General features: G+C 70.5%; 24 protein-coding genes. 11 read left to right on the forward strand and 13 right to left on the reverse strand.

Annotated features, from left to right (window positions below; genetic code table 11):
• Window positions 1–57: 57 nt before the first annotated feature.
• The 3 genes from EHS43_RS02040 to EHS43_RS02050 all read right to left on the reverse strand — a co-directional run bounded on the left by EHS43_RS02040 (window position 58) and on the right by EHS43_RS02050 (window position 2,229).
• On the reverse strand, window positions 58–429 hold the full coding sequence (locus EHS43_RS02040) for a hypothetical protein (RefSeq protein WP_125188812.1): 372 nt from the start codon (window positions 427–429) through the stop codon (window positions 58–60).
• A 227-nt stretch (window positions 430–656) separates the two neighbouring features.
• Window positions 657–1,151 carry a cupin domain-containing protein gene (locus EHS43_RS02045; protein ID WP_125188813.1) on the reverse strand — a complete coding sequence of 165 codons (495 nt, stop codon included), beginning with the start codon at window positions 1,149–1,151 and terminating at the stop codon, window positions 657–659.
• Between the two features lie 130 nt (window positions 1,152–1,281).
• The gene (locus EHS43_RS02050; RefSeq protein WP_125188814.1) at window positions 1,282–2,229 is read right to left on the reverse strand and encodes an alpha/beta fold hydrolase; all 948 of its coding nucleotides are present in this window, start codon (window positions 2,227–2,229) and stop codon (window positions 1,282–1,284) included.
• Between the two features lie 424 nt (window positions 2,230–2,653).
• Between EHS43_RS02050 and EHS43_RS02055 the strand changes: the two genes are divergently transcribed.
• The 3 genes from EHS43_RS02055 (at window position 2,654) to EHS43_RS02065 (ending at window position 5,276) form a co-directional block, all read left to right on the forward strand.
• Window positions 2,654–3,430 (forward strand): DUF427 domain-containing protein, encoded by a 777-nt coding sequence (locus EHS43_RS02055; protein ID WP_125188815.1) that lies wholly within the window; start codon window positions 2,654–2,656, stop codon window positions 3,428–3,430.
• Between the two features lie 127 nt (window positions 3,431–3,557).
• Window positions 3,558–4,508: an alpha/beta hydrolase gene (locus tag EHS43_RS02060; protein WP_125188816.1), complete on the forward strand. Its 951-nt coding sequence runs from the start codon at window positions 3,558–3,560 to the stop codon at window positions 4,506–4,508.
• A 48-nt stretch (window positions 4,509–4,556) separates the two neighbouring features.
• Entirely contained in the window at window positions 4,557–5,276 is a 720-nt protein-coding gene (locus EHS43_RS02065; RefSeq protein WP_125188817.1) for an alpha/beta fold hydrolase, read from the forward strand.
• Between the two features lie 93 nt (window positions 5,277–5,369).
• On the opposite strand, the gene EHS43_RS02070 is transcribed toward EHS43_RS02065, so the two are convergent.
• Together EHS43_RS02070 and EHS43_RS02075 are read right to left on the reverse strand one after the other, a co-directional pair.
• Complete coding sequence (locus EHS43_RS02070; RefSeq protein ID WP_125188818.1) at window positions 5,370–5,774, reverse strand: OsmC family protein; 405 nt, start codon at window positions 5,772–5,774, stop codon at window positions 5,370–5,372.
• A 168-nt stretch (window positions 5,775–5,942) separates the two neighbouring features.
• A complete protein-coding gene (locus tag EHS43_RS02075) occupies window positions 5,943–6,680 on the reverse strand; it encodes an SDR family NAD(P)-dependent oxidoreductase (RefSeq protein WP_125188819.1) in 738 nt (245 codons plus the stop codon).
• A 172-nt stretch (window positions 6,681–6,852) separates the two neighbouring features.
• Here EHS43_RS02075 and EHS43_RS02080 point away from each other — a divergent pair, with 172 nt between their 5' ends.
• Together EHS43_RS02080 and EHS43_RS02085 are read left to right on the forward strand one after the other, a co-directional pair.
• Window positions 6,853–7,509, forward strand: coding sequence for a TetR/AcrR family transcriptional regulator (locus tag EHS43_RS02080; RefSeq protein ID WP_260470346.1), 657 nt, complete (start codon window positions 6,853–6,855; stop codon window positions 7,507–7,509).
• A 158-nt stretch (window positions 7,510–7,667) separates the two neighbouring features.
• Window positions 7,668–8,390: an RNA polymerase subunit sigma gene (locus tag EHS43_RS02085; protein ID WP_125188820.1), complete on the forward strand. Its 723-nt coding sequence runs from the start codon at window positions 7,668–7,670 to the stop codon at window positions 8,388–8,390.
• Here EHS43_RS02085 and EHS43_RS02090 read toward each other — a convergent pair.
• The 3 genes from EHS43_RS02090 to EHS43_RS02100 all read right to left on the reverse strand — a co-directional run bounded on the left by EHS43_RS02090 (window position 8,344) and on the right by EHS43_RS02100 (window position 12,126).
• Window positions 8,344–9,348, reverse strand: coding sequence for an RNA polymerase sigma-70 factor (locus EHS43_RS02090; RefSeq protein ID WP_125188821.1), 1,005 nt, complete (start codon window positions 9,346–9,348; stop codon window positions 8,344–8,346). The genes EHS43_RS02085 and EHS43_RS02090 overlap by 47 nt on opposite strands.
• Before the next feature lie 188 nt (window positions 9,349–9,536).
• A complete protein-coding gene (locus EHS43_RS02095; protein WP_125188822.1) occupies window positions 9,537–10,280 on the reverse strand; it encodes an SDR family oxidoreductase in 744 nt (247 codons plus the stop codon).
• 115 nt (window positions 10,281–10,395) lie between these two features.
• Window positions 10,396–12,126 (reverse strand): L-aspartate oxidase, encoded by a 1,731-nt coding sequence (locus EHS43_RS02100; RefSeq protein ID WP_125188823.1) that lies wholly within the window; start codon window positions 12,124–12,126, stop codon window positions 10,396–10,398.
• Window positions 12,127–12,328: 202 nt separating this feature from the next.
• On the opposite strand from EHS43_RS02100, the gene fdxA reads away from it, so the two are divergent.
• Window positions 12,329–12,721 carry a ferredoxin gene (gene fdxA, locus EHS43_RS02105; RefSeq protein ID WP_125188824.1) on the forward strand — a complete coding sequence of 131 codons (393 nt, stop codon included), beginning with the start codon at window positions 12,329–12,331 and terminating at the stop codon, window positions 12,719–12,721.
• A gap of 100 nt (window positions 12,722–12,821) precedes the next feature.
• Here the strand turns inward: fdxA and EHS43_RS02110 are convergent, their stop codons facing one another.
• On the reverse strand, window positions 12,822–13,718 hold the full coding sequence (locus EHS43_RS02110; protein ID WP_125188825.1) for an RNA polymerase sigma-70 factor: 897 nt from the start codon (window positions 13,716–13,718) through the stop codon (window positions 12,822–12,824).
• A 371-nt stretch (window positions 13,719–14,089) separates the two neighbouring features.
• Between EHS43_RS02110 and EHS43_RS02115 the strand changes: the two genes are divergently transcribed.
• Together EHS43_RS02115 and EHS43_RS02120 are read left to right on the forward strand one after the other, a co-directional pair.
• Window positions 14,090–14,476, forward strand: coding sequence for a cupin domain-containing protein (locus EHS43_RS02115; RefSeq protein ID WP_260470349.1), 387 nt, complete (start codon window positions 14,090–14,092; stop codon window positions 14,474–14,476).
• 17 nt (window positions 14,477–14,493) lie between these two features.
• Window positions 14,494–15,114, forward strand: coding sequence for a DUF5134 domain-containing protein (locus EHS43_RS02120; RefSeq protein WP_125188827.1), 621 nt, complete (start codon window positions 14,494–14,496; stop codon window positions 15,112–15,114).
• Between the two features lie 173 nt (window positions 15,115–15,287).
• On the opposite strand, the gene EHS43_RS02125 is transcribed toward EHS43_RS02120, so the two are convergent.
• Both EHS43_RS02125 and EHS43_RS02130 read right to left on the reverse strand, forming a co-directional pair.
• Window positions 15,288–16,682 (reverse strand): aldehyde dehydrogenase family protein, encoded by a 1,395-nt coding sequence (locus tag EHS43_RS02125; protein ID WP_125188828.1) that lies wholly within the window; start codon window positions 16,680–16,682, stop codon window positions 15,288–15,290.
• Window positions 16,682–17,782, reverse strand: coding sequence for an AMP-binding protein (locus EHS43_RS02130; RefSeq protein ID WP_125188829.1), 1,101 nt, complete (start codon window positions 17,780–17,782; stop codon window positions 16,682–16,684). The genes EHS43_RS02125 and EHS43_RS02130 overlap by 1 nt, the downstream gene beginning before the upstream one ends.
• A gap of 239 nt (window positions 17,783–18,021) precedes the next feature.
• Between EHS43_RS02130 and EHS43_RS02135 the strand changes: the two genes are divergently transcribed.
• The 3 genes from EHS43_RS02135 to EHS43_RS02145 all read left to right on the forward strand — a co-directional run bounded on the left by EHS43_RS02135 (window position 18,022) and on the right by EHS43_RS02145 (window position 20,569).
• Window positions 18,022–18,585, forward strand: a complete 564-nt coding sequence (locus tag EHS43_RS02135; RefSeq protein ID WP_125188830.1) for a GNAT family N-acetyltransferase — start codon at window positions 18,022–18,024, stop codon at window positions 18,583–18,585.
• 118 nt (window positions 18,586–18,703) lie between these two features.
• A complete protein-coding gene (gene ilvC, locus EHS43_RS02140) occupies window positions 18,704–19,708 on the forward strand; it encodes a ketol-acid reductoisomerase (RefSeq protein ID WP_125188831.1) in 1,005 nt (334 codons plus the stop codon).
• A 426-nt stretch (window positions 19,709–20,134) separates the two neighbouring features.
• Window positions 20,135–20,569, forward strand: a complete 435-nt coding sequence (locus EHS43_RS02145; RefSeq protein WP_125188851.1) for a VOC family protein — start codon at window positions 20,135–20,137, stop codon at window positions 20,567–20,569.
• Window positions 20,570–20,584: 15 nt separating this feature from the next.
• Here EHS43_RS02145 and EHS43_RS02150 read toward each other — a convergent pair whose 3' ends face one another.
• The gene (locus tag EHS43_RS02150; protein WP_125188832.1) at window positions 20,585–20,821 is read right to left on the reverse strand and encodes a hypothetical protein; all 237 of its coding nucleotides are present in this window, start codon (window positions 20,819–20,821) and stop codon (window positions 20,585–20,587) included.
• A gap of 151 nt (window positions 20,822–20,972) precedes the next feature.
• On the reverse strand, window positions 20,973–21,230 hold the full coding sequence (locus EHS43_RS02155) for a hypothetical protein (protein WP_125188833.1): 258 nt from the start codon (window positions 21,228–21,230) through the stop codon (window positions 20,973–20,975).
• Window positions 21,231–21,251 lie beyond the last annotated feature (21 nt).

A 21,251-nucleotide genomic window follows, 5' to 3' on the forward strand; every position in this document is an offset into this window, starting at 1 on the left:
GGGGAGGGAGGGGGGCGGTGGATGCCGCGGGCCGTCGGACGGTGCGGCGCGAGTGGATCAGGGGTTGACGATCCGGATCAGTGGTCCATAGCTCGGGGCGCCCCGGCCGGTCTGCACCGCCGCACGCGCGGCGACTCGGTCGGCCTTGACCGGCCGCAACAGCAGCGGGGGCAGGTGCACCCCGTCCTTGCCCACGCCCGCGTGGACGGCGCTCTGCACGGACGTGAAATACGGGGTGCCGCGCACCAGGGAACACGGCAGCGCGGAGCGGTGGACGAGGTCCTGCTGTGCGGCCTTGGCCCGGAGGCAACCCGAGGCGACGCGGTAGGCGCCCAGGGGAAGCGGTACCGCTTGCGCCCCGTGGTCCCGCGGACCGGTGACCGATGTCGATCCGATCCGTCCCGTGGCGCCTGCAACGACGGCTTTCATGCGGTCTCCTTCGCTGAGGGCGGGACGGTCGGACGTGACGGCCAGGACGTGCTGAGAGGGCGGCGGCGAGGTCGGATGCGCCCGCGCGCCCTGCCTGGTTGACCGGACGAAGGGTGTGGGTGTGACAAAGTGCCCGTCGCCCGAACCTGGGTCGTCCCGGCGGCGGGTGTCCCGCGACGACGACCGCGGGCAGCGCGTGGGCGCCGCGGGACACCGGAGGGGTGGACCTACTCCACGAAGTAGGAGTCGTGCCGGTCGAAGAACGCGGAGCGCTCCTCTTCGGAGGCGTGCGCCAGCTGCGACACCTGCTCGAAGTACTCCTCGCGTGGCGCGCCCGGTGTGAACAGCAGGAGCATGTCCGCCGGTGCGTCGGAGTCGTTGCGGAAGGCGTGCAGTCCGCCTTGCGGCACGTGCAGGAAGTCGCCTTTGCGGGCGTCCACCCAGCGCACACCGTCGAAGATGCGCACGGTGCCGTCCAGGATGTAGAACGACTCCGAGATCCGCTTGTGGAAGTGCGTCTTCGGGCCGCCGGCCCGCGGCCTCATCTCGACGCGGTACAGCCCGAACTCGCCGCGGGTGGTCGCGGTGGTGGCGAGGTAGTGGGTGGCGTCCTTGCCCGGCCCGCTCTCGCCGAGGTCGGGTGGGATGTCGGCGGGCCGGAACACGGCGCTGACCTCGCCCTCTTCGCCGAAGTACTTCTGTTCCGGGTACGGGTACGACATGGTGGTTCCTTTCCTGAGGCTGAGGCTGAGGCTGAGGCAGTCAGGCGGTCGCATGCCCGCCGCACTCGATGTGACCGGTGGGCACAGTCAGATGTGACGTCGGCGCGCCGATGGGCCGCGCGCTCGCGTGTCAGCGGGTGAGGCAGTCGTGGCGGGGGTGTCCCCGTCGCAGGGCCCGTACGTCCCGTACCGCCGCGGCGAATGCCTCTGGGCGTTCCTGCGGCAGGTTGTGGCCGGCGTCCGCGACCTGAAGGTGCAGGCGGGGGCCGGTGAAGTGGTGAGCGGTCGATGACCCGTCGGTCGCCGGGAAGTTGCCGTCGGCGGTGCCGTCCAGGGTGACCGTGGGGACGGTGATCGGAGGAAGGCCGGCGAGGCGGGCTTCCATCTCGGCGTACTCGTCCGCGCCCGGTGCCAGGCCGAGGCGGTGCCGGTAGGAGTGGATGACGACATCGACGTAGTCGGGATTGGTGAAGGCCTCGGCGGCCCGCTCCAGTTCGGCTTCGCCGAAGCCCCACACGGGGGAGTTGCGTTTCCAGATGACCCGGGCGACGCCCCGTGGATCGGCTGCCAGTCCGGTGCGGCCGCGCTCGGTGAGGAAGTAGTAGAAGTACCAGAAACCCGCCTCCAGTTCGGGGGAGATGGGGTTCATGGCGGCGCCGATGTCCTGGATCAGGTAGCCGTTGACGCAGACCAGGCCGAGGACCCGTTCGGGCCACAGCGCCGCGGCGACCGTGGCCGCCCGACCGCCCCAGTCGTAGCCGGCGAGGTAGGCCCGCTCGATGCCGAGGGCGTCCAGGAGCGCGACGACGTCCGCCCCCAGGGCCGCCTGCTGGCCGGAACGGGGAAGAGAGTCGGACAGGAATCTCGTGGGGCCGTGCCCTCGCAGGTGGGGGACGATGACCCGGAAGCCGCCTTCGGCCAGCAAGGGGGCCACCTCCACGTAACTGTGGATGTCGTAGGGGAAGCCGTGCAGAAGGACGACGGCGTCACCGTCGGGGGAGCCCGTCTCGTAATAGGCGACTTCGAGCACGTCTGTCGTGACGCGTCGCAGCGGGGCGAGCAGGGGCAGGGCTGACATGCGAATCCTCCGACGAAGGAGCGGTGGGGGAGAGGAGCCGCGGTTCCGGTCGGGCGCGGCTGGAGTACCGGATGGTGTGGTCGGGCGCGTTACCGGGCCCGACCGCTGCGGGGTCCGGCCCTCGACGACAGTGTGCACAGTGTGCATGAGAAGGTTGTCTTGTTAGTGTCAAGAGTGTTGGCGTCATAATGGGTGGGCGTGCGCACGGCGTGATCTCCTCTCCACGGGGGACTGTCTCCCCGCACAGACCGGCCTCCGCCACCTGCTGTGACAGCGAAACAAGCCCTGCTCAGCGCTGTGCGCGCCGGCGCCGGACGGACCCCGAGGTCCGTGACGGCCCGAGGACGCGGGCATTCCGGGCGCACACCCACTCCGTGTTCCGTCCGAACGGGCGCGGAACTTCCGACCGACTCAGGTGATGACCATGGAAACCGAAAGTGTTCTGCATCCGAGCTTCCTCGTGCCCGTCGGGCATGTGGAGCCGGTGCCCCGCCGGATCAGGGGCGTGATCGGCGGCCGCACCGTCTTCGACACGCGGCGCGCCCTGTACGTCTGGGAGTGGCAGGCCTATCCGCAGTTCAGCATCCCGGTGCGGGACCTCGTCGATGGCGTCCTCGACGACGAAGGGGTCGTCGAGGAGCACGGCGCGGGCATGGCGCACCGGCACACTCTGTCCGTGGGCGGGGACTCGCGCCCCGGTGCTGCCTGGGTGTGGGGGAAGGACGCCCCGGCGCCGCTCCAGGGCACGGTGCGCTTCGAGTGGCCGGCCATCGACTACTGGTTCGAGGAGGACGAACCCGTCTTCGTCCACCCCCGGAGTCCGTACGCGCGTGTGGACGCCGTGCGTTCCTCCAGCAGCGTCCGCGTGGAGCTGGAGGGCGTCGTCCTGGCGGAGGCGCCGGCGTGCGTCAAACTCTTCGAGACCGGCCTGCCGACGCGCTACTACCTTGACCGCGCGCACGTCGACTGGGCCCGACTGCGGCGGACCGGCACGGTGACCCGCTGCCCGTACAAGGGAACGACGAGCGGCTACTGGTCGTTCGACGGCTCCACCGCTGCCCACGAGGACATCGCCTGGGCGTACGACTTCCCGACCATCCACGCCCACCGCATCGCGGGCCTGACGGCCTTCTACAACGAGCACGTCGACCTGTTCGTGGACGGCGAGCCGCTGCCGAAACCCGGCGCACTCCGTTCCTAGCCCCCGCTCCGGTGTCCGGTCCCGGGCCGTGCTCCGCGGCCCGGGACCTTCTCGTGTCACACATTTGCTGCGGGTCCGGTCCCATGGTGTGAAAAGTCCTCCTTAGTCGTCAGAGAAGGAACACACCATGAACGACATCGTTCTCGAGCCCGCCGCACAGGGCTTCGCCGACGCGACCGCCAAGCCGCCGCTGTTGTACGAGCTCGGGGTCGAGGGTGCGCGCAAGCTGCTCGACGACGTGCAGGCGCAGCCCATCGAGAAGCCCGGCGTGGACGAGAAGTGGATCACCGTTCCGGCTTCGGTCGGCGATGTGCGAGTGCGCATCCTCAAGCCCGTCGGCGCCACCGGCCCCCTGCCCGTCATCCTCTATGTGCACGGTGGCGGCTGGATCCTCGGCAACGCCGGCACGCACGACCGGCTCGTGCGCGAGCTGACCGTCGGGGTGAAGGCGGCCCTGGTGTTCGTGGAGTACGACCGCTCCCCGGAGGCCAAGTACCCGGTCGCCATCGAGCAGGCCTACGCGACCGCCCGGTGGATCACCACCGAGGGCGCCGCCGAAGGGCTCGACGCCTCCCGCCTGGCCGTCGCCGGTGACTCGGTCGGCGGCAACATGACCGCCGCCCTGACCCACATGGCCAAGCAACGGGGCGATGTGGCCTTCGTGCACCAGTCGCTGTACTACCCCGTCACCGACGCGGCCCAGGACACCGAGAGCTACCGGACCTTCGCGCACGGCCCGCACCTGACGGCCAAGGCCATGGAGTGGTTCTGGGACGCCTACACCACCGACCCCGCCGAGCGCGCCCAGATCACCGCCTCGCCGCTGAGGGCGACGCTGGAAGATCTCCGGGATCTGCCGCCGGCGCTCGTCGTCGTCGACGAGAACGACGTGCTGCGCGACGAGGGCGAGGCCTACGCCCGCAAGCTCGTCCAGGCCGGTGTGCCGACGACGAGCATCCGCTACAACGCCTCCCTGCACGACTTCATGATGCTGAACACGGTCCGCGGCACCCAGGCGTCGACCGCCGCGATCGAGCAGGCCATCCACGTGCTGCGCAAGGCTCTCGGAACCGACTGACGCCGCCCACCCGAACCTCATCCCCCGGCACGTCGAAAGGCCAATTTCATGAGTGCACACAAGCCCACCATCGTCCTCGTCCACGGCGCGTTCGCGGACGCCTCCAGTTGGAACGGTGTCGTCGACAAGCTGCTCGCGCACGACTATCCGGTGATCGCCGTCGCCAACCCGCTGCGCGGACTGACCACCGACGCCGAGTACGTCCGGCAGATCGTGATGTCCGTCGAGGGCCCCGTCGTCCTCGTCGGCCATTCCTACGGCGGGTCCGTCATCAGCAACGCCGCCAAGGGGCTGCCCGAGGTCAAGGCGCTCGTCTTCGTCGCGGCGTTCCTGCCGGAGGAGGGCGAGAGCGCCGTCACCCTGTCGGGCAAGTTCCCCGGCAGCACCCTCGGCGACACGCTCCGGCCCGTGCCGGTGACGCTGCCCGACGGAAAGCAGGTCATGGACCTGTACATCGAACAGGCAGCGTTCCACAAGCAGTTCGCCGCCGACGTCCGCGAGGACACCGCGGCCGTCATGGCCGCTGCTCAGCGCCCGGTGGCCGAAGTCGCGCTGGCGGAGGGCGCGTCCGCGCCCGCGTGGCGGGACATTCCCTCCTGGGTGCTGGTGGCGGACGAGGACCGGAACATCCCCGCGCAGGTGCAGAGCTACATGGCCGAGCGGGCCGGGGCCTCCGTCATGAAGGTCTCCGCCTCCCACGCGGTCAGCGTCTCGCGACCCGGTGACGTGGCCCGTCTGATCAACGAGGCGGCGCAGGCGACCGCCTGAGCGCAGGAGTCCCACGCATGACGGACGTGGGGTGCGGGGACCGGCCTCACAGCCGGTCCCCGCACCCCACGTTCCTGTGTGGGGATTGACGCTTCACGGAAGTGGTGCGGGCTCCGCGAGCAACGTGGGCACGGTGATGATCGTGACGTCCTTGGTCAGCAGCCGATGGACGGGACAGCGTCCCGCGACCGCGAGGAGCTGGTCACGCTGCGCGGGAGTCAACTCCCCGACGAGCCCGATGTTCTTGACCACCTGCCCTTGTACCCCGAAGCGGACCGCGACGTCGACCCGGTCCAGCGCCCATTCGTGGCGCTGCGCGTAGGCCCGTACCGCCATGGACGTGCACGCTCCGAGCGCGGCCAGGAGGAGTTCGCCCGGGGTGGGGCCGGTGTCGGTGCCGACGGGCTCCGGCTCGTCGGCTGTCAGGCGGTGTGTACCGATCGCCACGGAGCGCGCGAGCTGCTTTCCTTCGGCCACGGTAACGATGCGCGTGTTCATGCTTGCCTCTCAGCCGAGGTGGCGGCAGAGGCACGACTTGTGCCTCCCGAAGCTCAGACCGTGCGGGGCGCCCGACTGTGACGGCCGGCGTGCCCGTACCCGGCTGCAAGCAGGGGGCGCGGGGCGGCGGTTGCCGCCCCGCGGGTGACCAGGGGTGACCAGGGAAGATCAGCGGGACTGGTCGGTGGGGCGTACGAGGATCTCGTTGACCGCGACATGGTCGGGCTGTGTGACGGCGTAGACCACCGCCGCCGCGATGTCCTCCGGCTGAAGGGTCCGCATCGACTCGGCCATGGCCTTGACCGCGGCTCGATGGGCCGGGTCGGCGATGTGGTCGGCCAACTCGGTCGAGACGAAGCCGGGCTCCACGACGACGACGCGGACCCCCTGCTCGGTCACCTCCTGGCGCAGCGCCTCGGCGAAGGCGTTCACGCCGAACTTGGTGGCGGAGTACACCGCGGCGCCGGCCGAGGAGATACGGCCCGAGGTGGAGGAGATCTGGACCACCGCGCCGCGGGAGCGCAGCAGATGGGGCAGCGCCGCGTGCACCGTGTACATGGAGCCCAGCAGGTTGGTCTCCACCATGCGGGTCCACTCCGCGGGATCGGCGCCCAGGACGGGGCCGGTGAGCATGATGCCGGCGTTGTTCACGACGATGTCGAGGGTGCCGAAGCGTTCCACGGTCCGGTCGACGGCCTTGCGTACCGACTCGGGGTCGCTGACGTCCATGTCCAGGACGAGGATCTCCCCGGGCGCTTCCTGAGCCAGAGCTTCGAGCCGGTCGGTCCTGCGGCCACCGACGGCCACGGTGGCCCCCGCCTTGGACAGCGCCAGCGCGGTCGCCCTGCCGATGCCGGACGAGGCGCCGGTGACGAGGACGACCTTGGGGTCGAGAACGGAACTCATGTCAACTCCGAAAGGGATTCTGAGGTGAGACGGGCAGGCCGTGTCGTGTGCGAGGACAGGACAGGGCGCCCGAGAAGATGACCGGGGGGTCATGTTGGGCGAGCGTAACACTGAACATGACCATCGAGTCAGGTTCAGTGTTAACGTTGTGACACTGAAAGGGGGGTGTATCGTGACCGGGAGCACGGCGGCAGTGCAGGCCAGGGCCGACAGCGTGCGCAATCGGCGGCTTCTCCTGCGAGCGGCCACCGAGGCCTTCGCCGAATGCGGGGTGGATGTGTCGATGCACTCGATCGCCCAGCGGGCCGGCGTCGCCAAGGGCACGGTGTTCCGGCACTTCCCGACGAAGGACGACCTTCTCGCGGCGATCATGATGCAGTTGCTCGACCGGCTGCTGGCGACGGCGGACCGGCTCCTGCGCGCCGATGACGCCGGCCGTGCGCTGAAGGACTTCATGGCACACGGAATCGGCCTGCTCGCCGCCGACCGCGCGTTCTGCGACGTCATCGGCCGGCCCTCGCTGCAACACGCCGACGTACGCGAGGCGATCGACCGGCTCTGCGACACGGTCGAGGACCTCACCGCCCGGGCCAGAGAACAGGGATCCGTCCGCGGTGACATCACGGGAACCGACATCGTGCTGCTCCTCGGCGGCATCCACCAGACCGCCCAACCGCTGCTGGACCGCGAACCGCGGGCCTGGGAACGCTTCCTGGAGATCGCGTTCGACGGACTGCGGGCCCGTGATCGCGCGGCCCTGCCGCACCCACCCCCTGCCCGGCTGCGGATGGCGGACCCGTCGGGCGTTCCAGGACCGACGAAGACGTGACACTAAGTGGCACATCATCAGTGTGTTGTGAAATCATGCCGCAGCTTCCGTCTCGATCGGTCGGCCGACCAACCGGGTGCGGACGGGGGCGGGTAACGTCTGAGTCATGCCGTCGCGGCGGCTGCGCTCCGGACTCTCGTCGGCGTGGGGGTCGCTCCATGGATCATGTGGTTGGCGCGGTACCGCTCGCCGAGTCGCTCGACGAACGGCGGCACCTGCTGGACGTCGCCTGCCGCGCGCTCGGCAGTCCCGTCGCGGCCGAACGCGTCGTCGACGAGGCATACCGGCGGTGGTACCACCTCACCGATCCGGAGCGGCTCCGGATGCCGTCCCCCCGCGTCTGGCTGACCCGGGCCGTGGACGAGGCATGTCTGACGCGACCGGCGCCGGCCGGGCCCGGCGGGGAGGAACGGGAGATCCAGCCCCTGCGCGCCCTGTGCGGCGAGGACGTGGACCCGGTCGAGCAGGCCCGGTTGACTGTGGCTGCGCGGCGTGCACGGCCCGTGTCGGCGCGCCGCGAGCATGAGATCACCGTTGCCGTGCGGCAGGCGTGCAGCGATCAGGACGGCCTCCGGCTGCGGTCGCTGCTGGCCCCCGACGCGATGGCCTTCTTCGACAGCGGCGGCAAGATCCGGGCGCTGAGCCGGCCCGTTCGCGGTGAGGAGCAGGTCGCCCGCAGCCTGTTGGTCCTGCTGGCGGGACAGCGGCGCGTGACCCTGCGCACCGGATCGGTCAACGGGCGCACCGGCCTCGTCGCCCGGTGTGACGACCAGGTCGCCGCGGTGCTGACGCTCGACATCGCGGACGCGCTGGTGATTCAGATATGGGCGGTTCTCAACCCCGACAAACTGCGTAGCTGGAACCGCTCCCTTCCCGGGTGAGATCACGTGCCACGGCGTCCACGGGACGCGCGGGCGGGGGCGCGCAGTCGGCGCGGGATCCGAGGAAGGTGGCGATCTTGTCGGGGGCGAACACCCACAGCACCCGGTGGATCCCCCGCCGTGTAGCGGCGATGGTCATGAAGGTGGCAGGCCGGCCGTCCCGGTGCAGCAGGACCCCGGCGCGCCCGTTGGCCTGCACGGGTGCGATCTCGACCGTCGGCCAGAAGCGTGACGCGGCGGTCGACAGGTTCGCCACCCGGGCACGACCGACCACGGGCACGCGGGCCGCGCCGCGCAGCCCGTTGCCGTCGGACAGACTGACCGCGTCGGGCGTCAGGAGTGCCTCCAGCGAGGCCACGTCCCCTTCCTGGGCGGCCGCGACGAAAGCATCGAGCAGACTGCGGTGCTCCTGGACGTCGACACTGTCCCGCTCCTCGTCCGTGAGGTGCTTGCGCGCCCTGCTCACGATCTTCCTGGCGTTGACCGGGGTGAGGCGCAGGATCTCCGCGATCTCCGAGTAGCCGTACTCGAAGGCCTCCCTCAGCACGTAGGCGGCCCGTTCGGTGGGGGTGAGTTTCTGCAGGACGAGGAGCAGGGCGAGTTCCAGGGCCTCCGCGCGTTCGGCGCCGGCCACCGCGTCGAGGCTGGTGTCGATGGGTTCGGGCAGCCAGGGCCCGATGTAGGTCTCGCGGCGCACGCGGGCGGACTGCGCCACGTTGATGGCCAGCCTCGTCGTCGTGCTCGACAGGAACGCCGCGGGGCTGTGCACCGCCGAACGGTCGGTCCGCTGCCAGCGCAGCCACGCCTCCTGCACGACGTCCTCGGCTTCCGTCGCGCTGCCCAGGACGCGGTAGGCGATACCGAAGAGCCGGGGCCGCAGTTCCACGAAGGTGGTGACGGCCTCGGCGAGGCTCCTGTCCGCGGGGGGTGCCTCTGTGGGGAATGCCTCTGGATACATGTCCCTCTGACTCCGTTCCTCCGGGGCCCGGGTCGTCGGAATGCGGCCACGAGGCGCTCACAGACCCGGCGATCGTCTCCCCCTCAACGACCGGGGGACCGAGGACGCTGTGACAGTGCCTTTCGAAGCTCAGAAAACAGGCCTGTCGTTCCACGGGGGCGTGGAACGACAGGCCGGTGAAGACGCGCCTACTGCTGCTGGGCGAGCCAGTCGACGAAATGCGTCTCGCCAATGCGGGCGTCCGGTCCGGGAAGCAGCGTGGTCTCCTGCAACTCGGCGCCGAAGTACGGGGCGTGCACGTCGGCGACGACCGTACGCGGGTCGCTCTTGGCGGCCAGGCCCTTGCGGATCAGCTCGTCCAGCTGGAAGGTGTCGGGACCGGCCACCTCGACCACACCGTTGACCGGCGTGCCCACGGCGGTGCGGCCCACGGCGGCGACGTCGTCCGAATGGACGGGCCGGATCTTCACCGGGGCCAGCTTGACGGTGTCACCCTCGGTCGCCGACTCGGCGATGCCCTTCATGAACTCGAAGAACTGCGTGGCATGCACGATCGACCACGGGATCCCGGAGGCCTTGATCAGTTCCTCCTGCGCCTGCTTGGCACGGAAGTAGCCGCTGTCCTGGAGCCGTTCCGTACCCACCACCGACAGGGCGACGTGGTGGGTGACACCGGCGTTCGCCTCCGCCTTGAGGAGGTTGGTGGTGGAGGTGCGGAAGAACTCCATGACGTCGTCGTCCGCGAAGGAGGGCGAGTTGGAGACGTCGATCACGACGGCCGCGCCCTCCAGCACCTCGGCCAGGCCCTCGCCCGTCAGCGTGTTGACGCCGGTGTTCGGGGCGGCCGCCACCGCCTCGTGGCCGTGTTCGTTGAGCTTGCTGACGACCTTCGAGCCGATCAGTCCGGTGCCGCCGATCACTACGACCTTCATGGGGACGTTCCTTTCACTCATTCTCATCTGCTGCCTGCACGAGGTATGACCGGGAACCGATCTGAGCTGTGACACCTTTCCCGCATTCCGGAAATTCTCTACGGGCGGGAAATTGCTATTCGACGAGCTTTCCGTCCGCCGAAACGTCCTCCATGAGGGCCGCGATCTCGTCGGGGACCGGGCTGATGGGCTCGCGGGTGATCCCGTCGGTCGGGGACCAGACGAGGTTCACCCGCAGCGCGGGATCCATGTCGGGGTAGTCGCTGCGGTTGTGGCATCCGCGCGTCTCGCGCCGCTCCAGCGCCGCTTCCAGCGTGGCTCGCGCCGCCAGTGCCGACGACTTGAGGTCGAAGGCGTGGGCGAGGTCCTGGAAGCCGGCGATGTCCGGATGGACGCCGACGTCCTCCATGCGCTTTTCGATGGCGTCCAGCTCCGCCAGCCCAGTGCGCAGCCCCTCCTCGTCACGGACCACGCCCGCGTGCTCGGTCATGGTGTTGCGGATCGCGCGCTGCAGGGCGCGCACGTTCTCGGGCCCGTCCGCTGCGAGCAGGTCGTCGACCTCCGCGCGGGCCCGGGCCACCGCGGCGGCCGAGCGCGGCTGTGCGGTCAGGGACTCCGAGTAGGCGGCGGCCGCCTGTCCGGTGATGCGGCCGTACACCAGCAGCTCGATGAGGCTGTTGCCGCCGAGCCGGTTGGCGCCGTGCAGTCCGCTGGAGGCCTCACCGATGGCGTACAGGCCCCGCACGTCCGTGCTGTGGTCCTCGGGGCGGACCCACACCCCGCCCATCGAGTAGTGCGCGGTGGGCGCGACCTCGACGGGATCCCGGGTGATGTCCAGCATCTGCAGGTCCAGCAGTGTCTGGTAGACGCGGGGGAGCCGGTTCATGATGGTCTGTCGGGGCAGGTGGGAGACGTCCAGCCACACCCCGCCGTTGGGCGTGCCGCGGCCTTCCTTGATCTCGGTGTAGGAGGCGAGGGCGACCCGGTCGCGGGTGGACAGCTCCATGCGTACGGGGTCGTAGCGGTTCATGTACCGCTCGCCGAGCGCGTTGCGCAGGATGCCGCCCTCGCCGCGGGCCGCCTCGCTCACCAGGGTCCCGGCCGCGTTCTCCGGCTCGATGATGCCGGAGGGGTGGAACTGGACGAGTTCCGGGTCGCGCAGCCGGGCCCCGGCCTCCGCGGCCAGCCGGAAGGAGTCACCGGTGTTCTCGTCGCGCCGTGAGGAGGTGCGCCGCCAGATCCGGGTGTGGCCGCCGGCCGCGAGGATGACGGCGTCCGCGTGCACGAGGTAGCGCCTGCCGTCGGCAAGACCGAAGCCGTAGGCGCCGAAAACCGCGCCGTCGTGGACCAGGAGACGGGTGATGTAGACGTTGTCGAGCACCGGTATGTCCAGCTGGTTCGCGCGCCGGATGAGCGTGCGCTGGATCTCCAGGCCCGTGTAGTCGCCCGCGAAGGCGGTGCGGCGGAACTTGTGGGCGCCGAAGAAGCGCTGGGAGATCCGGCCGTCCTCCTCCCGGGCGAAGGCCATGCCGTAGCGCTCCAGGTCGTCGATGCCGAGGGCGGCTCCCCGGGTGACGATCTCGGCGGTGCGGGGGTCGCCGAGAAGGTAGCTCTCCTTGAGGGTGTCGGCGGCGTGCTGCTGCCAGGTGTCCTCGGGGTCCATCGTGGCCAGGGCCGCATTGATCCCGCCGGCGGCGAGAGAGGTGTGGGTGTCCTCCTTGGGGCGCTTGCCGACGGCGAGGACAGCGACGCCGGCCTCGGCCAGCTCGATGGCCGCGCGCAGGCCCGCTCCGCCGGTGCCGATCACCAGCACGGTGGTGGAAAGACGTTGTTCGGTGGCAACCACGATTGCTCCCATCGCTCGGGGTGGTCACCTGCTACGACCAGGTGGAGCGACGCTTTGTGACACCGTCGCCCGGGCTCGGGCCGGGCCCGCCCGCCTGTCGGTGTCACACCTTGGCGGCCGGGCCGGTCATACGGCACACCGGCCGGGCGCACGAAGGCCGTGCGCTCCGCAACCGCCGGCCGGCGAAGGGGAGGTGGGGACGATGACCTACGTCATCGCGGAGCCGTGCGTCGACATCAAGGACCGGGCGTGTGTGATCGAGTGCCCGGTCGACTGCATCTACGAGGGCGAGCGGACGCTGTACATCAATCCCTGGGAGTGCGTCGACTGCCACGCCTGCGAGCCGGTCTGCCCGGTCGAGGCCGTCTTCCACGAGAATGACCTGCCGGCACGGTGGGCGCAATACCGGTCCGTGAACGCCGAGTACTTCCGCGACGCGCCGGGGGAGGGCACCGGGCGGGCCGCGCGGGCCGCGCGGGCCGACCATCCCGTGGTCGCCGCCCTGCCCCCGCAGCACGCGGTCAAGAACGACCTGTCCGGATTCGCCGCCCGCAAGGAGGAGACCGTCGACGCCGACCCGTGGTTCCCGTGGTGAACCGCCCGGGCCCGGCGCGGCGGGCCGGAGGCGCAGGCACCCAGGGACGACGTGCAGGGGGGCCGGCCAGGCCCCCAATGACAGGACGAAGGGGTGCTTGTCAGGCCTCCAGGGACAGGACGTACGGGTTCAGCTTTGCCGGGTTCATCACCCACATGATGCGCTCGATGCCGGCCTCGGACGTGTCCACGCACAACAGGGCCACCGGGGCGTCGTCCCGCGCGATGAGCACCGCGGGCCGGCCGTTGGCCTCGACGAACCGGGTCTCGGCATCCGGCCAGAACCGCGGGGCGAAGGCGGCCAGGTAACGCGAGACGTGATCGCGGCCGATGACGGGGATCCTGGACGCGCCGCGGATGCCGCCGCCGTCCGCATAGCTGACGACGTCCGAGGTCAGCAGGTTCTCCAGGGTGGACAGATCTCCCGTGCGCGCGGCGGAGAGGAAACCTTCGAGCAGACGCCGGTGGGCCGCGGGGCTGACGCGCTCCTTGCGCTCGGCACCCAGATGCTTGCGCGCCCGGCTGACCAGCTGCCGGGCGTTCGCGTCGCTGGTCTCAAGAATCTCGGCCACCCGCTGGTAGGGGTAGTCGAACGCCTCCCGCAGCACGTAGGCGGCACGCTCGATCGGGTTGAGCTTCTCCATCAGCAACAGCACCGCCAGCTCGACCGCCTCGGCGCGTTCCGCACCCAGGTGCGGGTCCTGGGTGGTGTCGACCGGCTCGGGGAGCCAGGGCCCGACGTAGGACTCCCGGCGTACCCGCGCGGACTGGGCCAGATTGATCGCGAGCCGGGTGGTGACCGTGGTCAGGAAGGCGGCCGGTTCATGGACCTGTGCGCGGTCGGTGTTCTGCCATCGCAGCCAGGTGTCCTGGACGATGTCCTCGGCCTCGACGGCACTGCCGAGGATGCGGTACGCGATGCCGAACAACCGGGGTCTGGCCGAGAGGAAGTCCTCGAGACCGCGGTCGAACGTGTCGGGGTGGGCGCCAGCGCGCATGGGTCGTCCCTTCTGGCTTTGCGCCCTACATGCTACGCGCGAGGGGGAAGAGCACGCGCCGCGGGCCGCATCCGCTCACGCTATCTCCTTCGCGATCCCCGGTCACACGGTGGCAATCGTCGCGCCCGATCCCCCGGACTCACCCTCCCGGTTCCATGGCCCGCCCGATGCTCAGGGAGACCGTGGCCGACAAGTGAACGGACTGTGGGAGAAGGCCGGTTGTCACATATGCGTTAGGTACCCGGTCACCAGTGACGAACGATGTTCACGCCTACGGAAGGTGCAACACAGTGTCGGACAACATGACAGGACACGACCACTCCGCCCACGGCCACCACGCGCACGGCGACCAGGAGGGGACCGCCGGCTGGATGACGGCGGCGCAGGTGCTCCAGGACGCCGCACCGATCACCGTCCCGGAAGGGGCGTCGGCGATGACCATTCTCGTCGAGTGGGAGCCGGGTGACCCGGGCACGCCCCCGCACCGGCACTCCGGCCCCGCCTTCGGCTACGTCATCGAGGGCGCGGTCCGTTTCGAGCTGGAGGGCGAGCCCGAGCGCGTGGTGGAAGCGGGCGGCACCTTCTGGGAGCCCGGCGGTGACGCCATCCACTACCAGGACGGCAACGCTCTTCCCGACGCGCGCACACGCTTCGTGGTGACCATGATGTGTGCTCCGGGCAAGCCCATGCTGGAACTGGTCGACGAGAAGGAACTGGCGGAGCGCGCCCACCTGCGGGCACCGCGCCCCACCGCCTGACCTGGCACGGACACGGCATGGGCACGCCCGTCGTCCTGGTGCACTGTCTGCTGACGCTGCTCTTCGTGGCGGTGCTCCTGCAGGGGCCGGCGCGGGGCGTCGGGTCACCCGGGACCGGGTTCGGTGTCCGGGTGGACCGCCTGCTGGCCGCCGCCATGGCCGTGTCCATGGCGGCGATGCCCTGGATCGACGTCCCCGCGGGGCACGCTGCCGTCGCCGGCGGTGTCTTCACCGCCGGTGCGGTGTGGTTTCTCCTGCCGGTCGGCCGCCGGGAGACCGGCAGGACGGCGGCGACGATCCACCGGCTGCCGCATGCGGCCGGCATGGCCGCGATGGCCTGGATGCTGCGCGTGCCGCACACCGGGACCGGACCGGCGCGCGCACACCTACGAGCGGCCGCGCACTCCACCGGGCCTGCTCTTCTGGGCACCGGAGTCTCTCCCGGCGGCTCCGCGATCACGTTGTCGCTGGCGTCCTGCCTGCTGGCGTATGCGCTGTGGTCGCTGACCCGCCCCATGCCCACGCTGCGTTCGGCCGTGAGCGCAGCGCGCCGTGCCGCGGCGGCGACGCCGGCACGGTACGTGGGCGAGGGGGCGATGGCACTAGGGACGGCCGTGATGCTGGTCATGCCCCACTGAGCCCGGGACGGAAAAGGCGGGCGCGAGCCCGACGCGGCGAAGGCGCGGTGGTCCGCGGTCAAGCGCTGCTTGACCGCGGACCACCGCGCCGGACGGCCCGAGCGACGGTCGTCGCCCTACCGAGGGAGCGGGTGCCCATCACGGCAGGCCCGCACCGAGGAGACGAACACCGTTCAGGACGGGGCCTCGTACACCGCCTTGCTCCACATCAGGAAGTCGGAGAGGTAGCTGTCGTGCGGGACACCTGGCGCCATCCAGTGGGTCGGTTGATCGCCGAAGTACACGTTGGCGATGCTGGGTTCCGCGATCAGGGCCTCCCACAGCTCCTGGTCCCGGGTCAGCGCCGACAGCACGAGCGTGTCGCGCAGCGGCACCATGCCGTCGGCGCGGGTCCAGGGGGCGATCCACACGCAGGGGAAGGGCAGTTCGGTCCGCAGTTGAGGGGCTCGGGCGCTCGCGGTCTGGTGCACGGCGGGTCGCAGGACGGCGCTGCCGTCCCCGAGGTCGTCGGCGATCCCGTCGCCGCCGAGCCAGGCGTGCGTTCCGGCCGCGACTGTTTTCAGGTACGCGCTGAGGGCTCGCGCCCGCTCCTGCGGGCACACCGGCAGGCGGGCCCTTTCATCCTGTGGGGGAAGGCTGGGCAGGGCGGCCAGACGTGCCGCGAGGGCCTCGGCGAGCGGGGCCGGGTCGCCCTCTATGAGGAGGGCGGTGGTGTTGACGCACGCGGTGCCGCTCTCGCCGGCGACGGACGCGACGAGGGTGTCCAGATGGTCACGCCAGTCGGTGTCCGCGGTGATGAGGATCTTCGACCGTCCCGGCCCCTGCGGCAGGATCCTCGCGTCGTGCGCGTACTTGGTCACCACGTCGTCGCCGCCGTAGACCACGGCCCGGTCCGCGCCGTGGACGAGTGTGTCGGCGGTCGCGTGGTCGGTGGGCAGCAGCATGAGCTGGTCGTCCCGGATTCCCGCCTGACGCAGTGCCGCGACGAGCCGGTAGGGGGTGAAGGGCTCGCGCCGGGACGGGCGCACGGCGACGCGGTAACCCAGCGCCAGCGCCTCCAGCCAGACCCGGTGTACGCCGGGGTGGTTGCCGGACGCGTTGACGGCGAACACGTCGCCCTGACGTGCCCACACCGTGTGTGTCTCATGCAGGGCGGGGTCGCCGAGGCCGCGGGCGGCGCCACGCGGCCTGCCACGGTCGGCGGACGAGGCGGCGTGTCGTACGAAGTGCGCCGTTCCCCGGGTTGCCGCGCGCACCACGGCGAGCGGCGTGCCCGAGGTCCGGCTGACGTGACGCTCGTACTCCCGGACGCTCAAGCCCCCCACGGTGCCCGCGACGAAGGCCTCGCCGGCGGTCGCGAACACGGTCTCCAGATCGGCCGCGGCGATCGGCGGCGCCTGGCGCAAGGCGTCGATCGCCCGAGCCGCGTACAGCGGGGGAACCAGACTCAGCCGCGCGATCGGGGCGCCGGCCACGTCGGTCACCGTGCTCGGTACACGTGTGCGGTAGGTGCCCCGCGGGCCCAGGGCGTCGAGGTGCGGCGGCTCGGTGGCCGGTACGGGGGCCATCAGTAGACACCCTCGATGACCGTCTCACCCTCGACAGCGGGCATCGGCGCGATGTCGGCGACGGCGTCCCCGGCGTGACCCGCAGCCGGGCGGACCCGCAACGCGGTGTCCCGCTCCCTGTTGTTGGGGATCAGCATGGACTTGCTGACGTGGCTCACCACCACCTGGCCCCGCTCGCCCTCCGCCACCTGCTGCCCGGTGTCGGGATCCGTGACCCTCAGGAAGACGTGCGGCGAGACGGGGTCGAACACACACGGCTCCGACGCCGTGAGACCGACCCGTTCCAGAAGCGCGGTGAGCATCATGGTGTTGCCGTACATGCCGACCAGGGGCACGTCGGGAAACACCTCGGTCCGCAACAGGTCCCGGGTGTCGGGATCCATGTGAGTGCCGCCCCAGATGATCGCCCGGGCTTTGCCGTTGAGGACCTCCACGAGGTCGCTGTCCCGCGCGAAGCGCTCCAGCATCGGGGTGGTGGCGGCTATGACACCGATGTCCTGGCCGAGCAGGATGCGCCGGCACTGGTCCACGAGATGGTCGGTGTAGGCGTCGACCTCGTCGCGACGGCCCGCGGCGAGGAGCTTCTTGACCCAGCGGGGGTCCATGTCGACCCCCAGCCCGGGGCTGCCGAGACCTGCCGCGGCCCGTTGCAGCACATCGCCCACGAGGTGCGGGCCGGTCGGCGCCACGGTCAGCCACAGTGCGCCGAGGGGCAGTCCGTGGTCCCGGAGGCGGCGGGTCACCTGCTCGCTGCCGTGCCGCGCCCAGTCCTCCATCTGCACGACCCGCTTGGGCGCCCCGGTCGTGCCGCCGCTCTCGAACACGTGCAGCGGACGGACCCGCGGACCGTAGCCGCGGGGGACGAGATCGGACACCCGCACCTCGCGCAGCTCGTCCGTCAGATCGGGAAAGAGCGCCAGGTCCGCCACGCCCTTGACGTCGTGGCGGGGGTCGAAACCGAGCCGGTCGACCCGTTCCAGCCAGTACCGGGACCCCGTCTCGGGTGCGAAGTGCCACCGCATGGCCGCCCTGACGTAGTCGTCGGGGTCCACCCCGTCGAAGGGGCCGGCGTCCAGAACGGTGATTGAGCCGATCGGCATGAAACTGCCTTTCTCGAAGTCGCTGAGGGTGGACGCGTGAGAGCCGCGCGTCCCGGGCGGTCCCGCGGGCCCGACCCGCTCTCGCAGAGAAGACCAAGGTGTGCGGGCGTATGTGACAGCCCCACAGAAACGCGGCAGCGCCCCCTGGCAACGGCACACCGTCACAACGACCCGTGTCCCCCGGTCTGATGACTGGGCCCCAGCCGACCGGCGGTGCGCCGAGGGCGAGGGAGAGGGACATGCGACAGGCACTGCGGATCGTGCGCGTCGACCAGGACGACCAGCGCCGTGTGGCCGCTCTGCACCGCCGGTGCTCCGCCGCCGCCCGGTGGCATCGCTACCACCGGGCCATGGGTGACCCCGACACCTACCTGGGGCCGCTGCTGTCCCGACCCCGCTCGGTGCACCTGGCGGTGCAGGACTCGCGTAGGCGGCTCGTCGCGATAGGGCATCTGCTGTCGGACGACGGTGACGCCGAGGCAGCGCTGTTGGTGGAGGACACCTGGCAGAACAGAGGACTGGGCACCCGGCTCCTGGAAGAACTCGGCCGGTTCGCCGTGGTGTTGGGCGTACCCGAGGTCTACGGCGTCGTCCACCCCGACGACCCCCGTATGGCGGCCGTGCTGCACCGTACCGGCGTTCCGCTGCGCACGGCCCCGGAGACGGGCAGCGCGACGACGGTCCGGGCCCGGACGCGGGACATCGGTCTCGCCCTCGCCTGCTCGCCGACGGGGCGTGGAGGGCGGCAACGCGGTGCACGGACTCTGCGCCGCCCCCTCGAGGACGCATCGCCTACTTGCTGAACCCGGACAATGCAAAACGTGTGACCACATTGAATGAGATAGTGTTTCTGCTGTCCCTCGACGGCGGGTGTTTCTGCCCCGCCGTTCGATGCGGGCGGCTACGAGTGAGGGGATTGCCATGGCCGAGCTGTTCTACGACGCCGACGCCGACCTGTCCATCATCCAGGGCCGCAAGGTCGCGGTCATCGGTTACGGCAGCCAGGGCCACGCCCACGCGCTGTCGCTCCGTGACTCGGGTGTCGACGTGCGCGTGGGACTGCACGAGGGCTCCAAGTCCAAGGCCAAGGCCGAGGAGCAGGGCCTGCGTGTGGTGACGGTGGCGGAGGCCGCCGCCGAGGCCGACGTGATCATGATCCTTGTTCCGGACCCGCTCCAGAGCGAGATCTACGAGCAGCACATCACCCCGAACCTGAAGGACGGGGACGCGCTGTTCTTCGGGCACGGCTTCAACATCCGTTTCGGTTTCGTCAAGCCGCCGACCGGTGTGGACGTGTGCATGGTCGCCCCCAAGGGGCCGGGTCACCTCGTGCGTCGTCAGTACGAGGAGGGCCGCGGTGTGCCGTGCCTGGTGGCGGTCGAGCAGGACGCCACGGCAAGCGCCTTCCCGCTGGCTCTGTCGTACGCGAAGGGCATCGGCGGCACCCGTGCGGGTGTCATCAGGACGACGTTCACCGAGGAGACCGAGACCGACCTGTTCGGTGAGCAGGCCGTGCTCGCCGGTGGCGTGTCAGCCCTGGTCAAAGCAGGCTTCGAGACGCTGACCGGGGCGGGCTACCAGCCGGAGATCGCGTACTTCGAGTGCCTGCACGAACTGAAGCTGATCGTGGATCTCATGTACGAGGGCGGCCTGGAGAAGATGCGCTGGTCGATCTCCGAGACCGCCGAGTGGGGCGACTACGTCACCGGCCCGCGGATCATCACGGACGCCACCAGGGCTGAGATGAAGAAGGTCCTCGCCGAGATCCAGGACGGCACTTTCGCACGTGAGTGGATGGCCGAGTACCACGGCGGCCTGCAGAGGTATCAGGAATACCGCAAGCAGGACTCCGAACTGCTGCTGGAGACCACCGGCAAGGAGTTGCGCAAGCTCATGAGCTGGGTCGACGACGAGGAGCGCTCGTGATCGCGCGGGCCGGCACGGAAGGGAGCCGGTGACGGTCTCATGACGACGCTGCATGTCACCCTGCTCGGCGGGCTCCGCGAGATGGCCGCCGTACCACTGCCCGCGGCGGAAGCCGCGCACGGCACGCGGTCGCTGCGCCGCTTCGCCCTGGAACTCCACGTGCCGCACGAACGGCACGCGGTACTGGACGCCGAACTCCGGGCCGCCGCCGCGCCGGAAGGGACGTACCTGCAAGGCACCGACGCGCTGTGGCGTGTGGTGGAGGGCTGGACCGTCGAGGCCCACGGTCCGCGGACCGGGATCCACCGGTACCGGGTGGAGATCGAGGAGGTGGAGGACGACGCGCGGGCGGACAGCGGCGCTGAGGGCGCGGGCGCGTCAGCCGAGGCGGCGGGCATGCCGGCCGCCGGAGAGCGCGCGGACGCCCTGCAGCTCAAGCTGGCCGTCCTGGTACTGCCTGTCTCGGACGTCGACCGGGCGAAGTCGTTCTACGAGTCCGTCGGATTCCGACTGGATGCCGACCACGCCCTCGACGCCTCCTATCGCGTGGTGCACATGACGCCCCCGGGATCGGCGTGCTCGATCCTGTTCGGGGCCGGAGTCACCACGGCTGCCCCGGGCTCGGTGCGGGGTCTGCACCTCGTCGTCTCCGACATCGAGCGGGCCTGCCGGGAACTCGATGCGAAAGGCGTGGTGACGGGCGGAATCTTCCACGACACGAGCGGTGTGTTTCACCGCAGCACCGACGAGAAGCGGGTCGAGGGGCCCGACCCGCAGCGTCGTGACTATCACTCCTACGCCGAGTTCAGCGACCCGGACGGCAACGCATGGGTGCTTCAGGAGGTGTCGGCGCGGGGCTGAGAGGCTCGTGCGTTCTCAATCGCGAGGGTGGGCGTTCTCCGGCGACGCGGAGGGCGCCCTCTCTCCGCCGTGTGTCGTCGCGGTGCCGCGCAGGGTCTGCAGGGACTCGGCGATTGACGCGATACGTGTGTTCACGACCTGCACGGCCTCACGGAGCTGGCGCAGCCGCCCTTCGAGAGCGGTCGCCTCGGCTGTGAGCGACCCCGCGACGGTGGCGGGGTCCGCCTGAAGATCAACGCCTTGGGACATCATCCCGGTCCTCCTCGGATCGTGTCGGACACCAATCCCCGTACTGACCGGACAGGGGGCGCGCTTGTGACAGCCGGAGGCGTCGTCCCCGCAATGGGGCTTGTGGCGGGGCCGTGGCCCGGGGTGGCGGGGCCGCGGCTGACACGGCCTGGGTTCAGCAGGCTTCCAGAACGTAGTCGCCCAGGATGTGCTGTCGTATCCGCTGCACTTCGGCACGATCGAGTTCCACGGGCACCTGGCCGCGGGCGTCCCGCTCGCGGGCGCTGTTGGCGAGGCGCACCGCCGCGCACAGGGCTTCGGCGCTGTCCGGCGCCTCGCCGACGACGTAGTACAGCCAGACGATCCGGGAGCCGTCCGACCGGCACGGCAGCCCGACCAACCAGGTGCGGGAGTCTCCGGGTGTGCTGAACATGAGGTCTCGTCTCCGTTCCCT

The organism is Streptomyces sp. RP5T (genome assembly GCF_003933965.1).
GTDB lineage: Bacteria > Actinomycetota > Actinomycetes > Streptomycetales > Streptomycetaceae > Streptomyces.

What these genes read in the sequence shown, in the direction of transcription:
- EHS43_RS02040 (WP_125188812.1), bottom strand. Translation starts at nt 429, where the DNA reads ATGAAAGCCGTCGTTGCAGGCGCCACGGGACGGATCGGATCGACATCG.
- EHS43_RS02045 (WP_125188813.1), bottom strand. Translation starts at nt 1,151, where the DNA reads ATGTCGTACCCGTACCCGGAACAGAAGTACTTCGGCGAAGAGGGCGAG.
- EHS43_RS02050 (WP_125188814.1), bottom strand. Translation starts at nt 2,229, where the DNA reads ATGTCAGCCCTGCCCCTGCTCGCCCCGCTGCGACGCGTCACGACAGAC.
- EHS43_RS02055 (WP_125188815.1), top strand. Translation starts at nt 2,654, where the DNA reads ATGGAAACCGAAAGTGTTCTGCATCCGAGCTTCCTCGTGCCCGTCGGG.
- EHS43_RS02060 (WP_125188816.1), top strand. Translation starts at nt 3,558, where the DNA reads ATGAACGACATCGTTCTCGAGCCCGCCGCACAGGGCTTCGCCGACGCG.
- EHS43_RS02065 (WP_125188817.1), top strand. Translation starts at nt 4,557, where the DNA reads ATGAGTGCACACAAGCCCACCATCGTCCTCGTCCACGGCGCGTTCGCG.
- EHS43_RS02070 (WP_125188818.1), bottom strand. Translation starts at nt 5,774, where the DNA reads ATGAACACGCGCATCGTTACCGTGGCCGAAGGAAAGCAGCTCGCGCGC.
- EHS43_RS02075 (WP_125188819.1), bottom strand. Translation starts at nt 6,680, where the DNA reads ATGAGTTCCGTTCTCGACCCCAAGGTCGTCCTCGTCACCGGCGCCTCG.
- EHS43_RS02085 (WP_125188820.1), top strand. Translation starts at nt 7,668, where the DNA reads ATGGATCATGTGGTTGGCGCGGTACCGCTCGCCGAGTCGCTCGACGAA.
- EHS43_RS02090 (WP_125188821.1), bottom strand. Translation starts at nt 9,348, where the DNA reads ATGTATCCAGAGGCATTCCCCACAGAGGCACCCCCCGCGGACAGGAGC.
- EHS43_RS02095 (WP_125188822.1), bottom strand. Translation starts at nt 10,280, where the DNA reads ATGAAGGTCGTAGTGATCGGCGGCACCGGACTGATCGGCTCGAAGGTC.
- fdxA (WP_125188824.1), top strand. Translation starts at nt 12,329, where the DNA reads ATGACCTACGTCATCGCGGAGCCGTGCGTCGACATCAAGGACCGGGCG.
- EHS43_RS02110 (WP_125188825.1), bottom strand. Translation starts at nt 13,718, where the DNA reads ATGCGCGCTGGCGCCCACCCCGACACGTTCGACCGCGGTCTCGAGGAC.
- EHS43_RS02115 (WP_260470349.1), top strand. Translation starts at nt 14,090, where the DNA reads ATGACGGCGGCGCAGGTGCTCCAGGACGCCGCACCGATCACCGTCCCG.
- EHS43_RS02120 (WP_125188827.1), top strand. Translation starts at nt 14,494, where the DNA reads ATGGGCACGCCCGTCGTCCTGGTGCACTGTCTGCTGACGCTGCTCTTC.
- EHS43_RS02125 (WP_125188828.1), bottom strand. Translation starts at nt 16,682, where the DNA reads ATGGCCCCCGTACCGGCCACCGAGCCGCCGCACCTCGACGCCCTGGGC.
- EHS43_RS02130 (WP_125188829.1), bottom strand. Translation starts at nt 17,782, where the DNA reads ATGCCGATCGGCTCAATCACCGTTCTGGACGCCGGCCCCTTCGACGGG.
- EHS43_RS02135 (WP_125188830.1), top strand. Translation starts at nt 18,022, where the DNA reads ATGCGACAGGCACTGCGGATCGTGCGCGTCGACCAGGACGACCAGCGC.
- ilvC (WP_125188831.1), top strand. Translation starts at nt 18,704, where the DNA reads ATGGCCGAGCTGTTCTACGACGCCGACGCCGACCTGTCCATCATCCAG.
- EHS43_RS02150 (WP_125188832.1), bottom strand. Translation starts at nt 20,821, where the DNA reads ATGATGTCCCAAGGCGTTGATCTTCAGGCGGACCCCGCCACCGTCGCG.
- EHS43_RS02155 (WP_125188833.1), bottom strand. Translation starts at nt 21,230, where the DNA reads ATGTTCAGCACACCCGGAGACTCCCGCACCTGGTTGGTCGGGCTGCCG.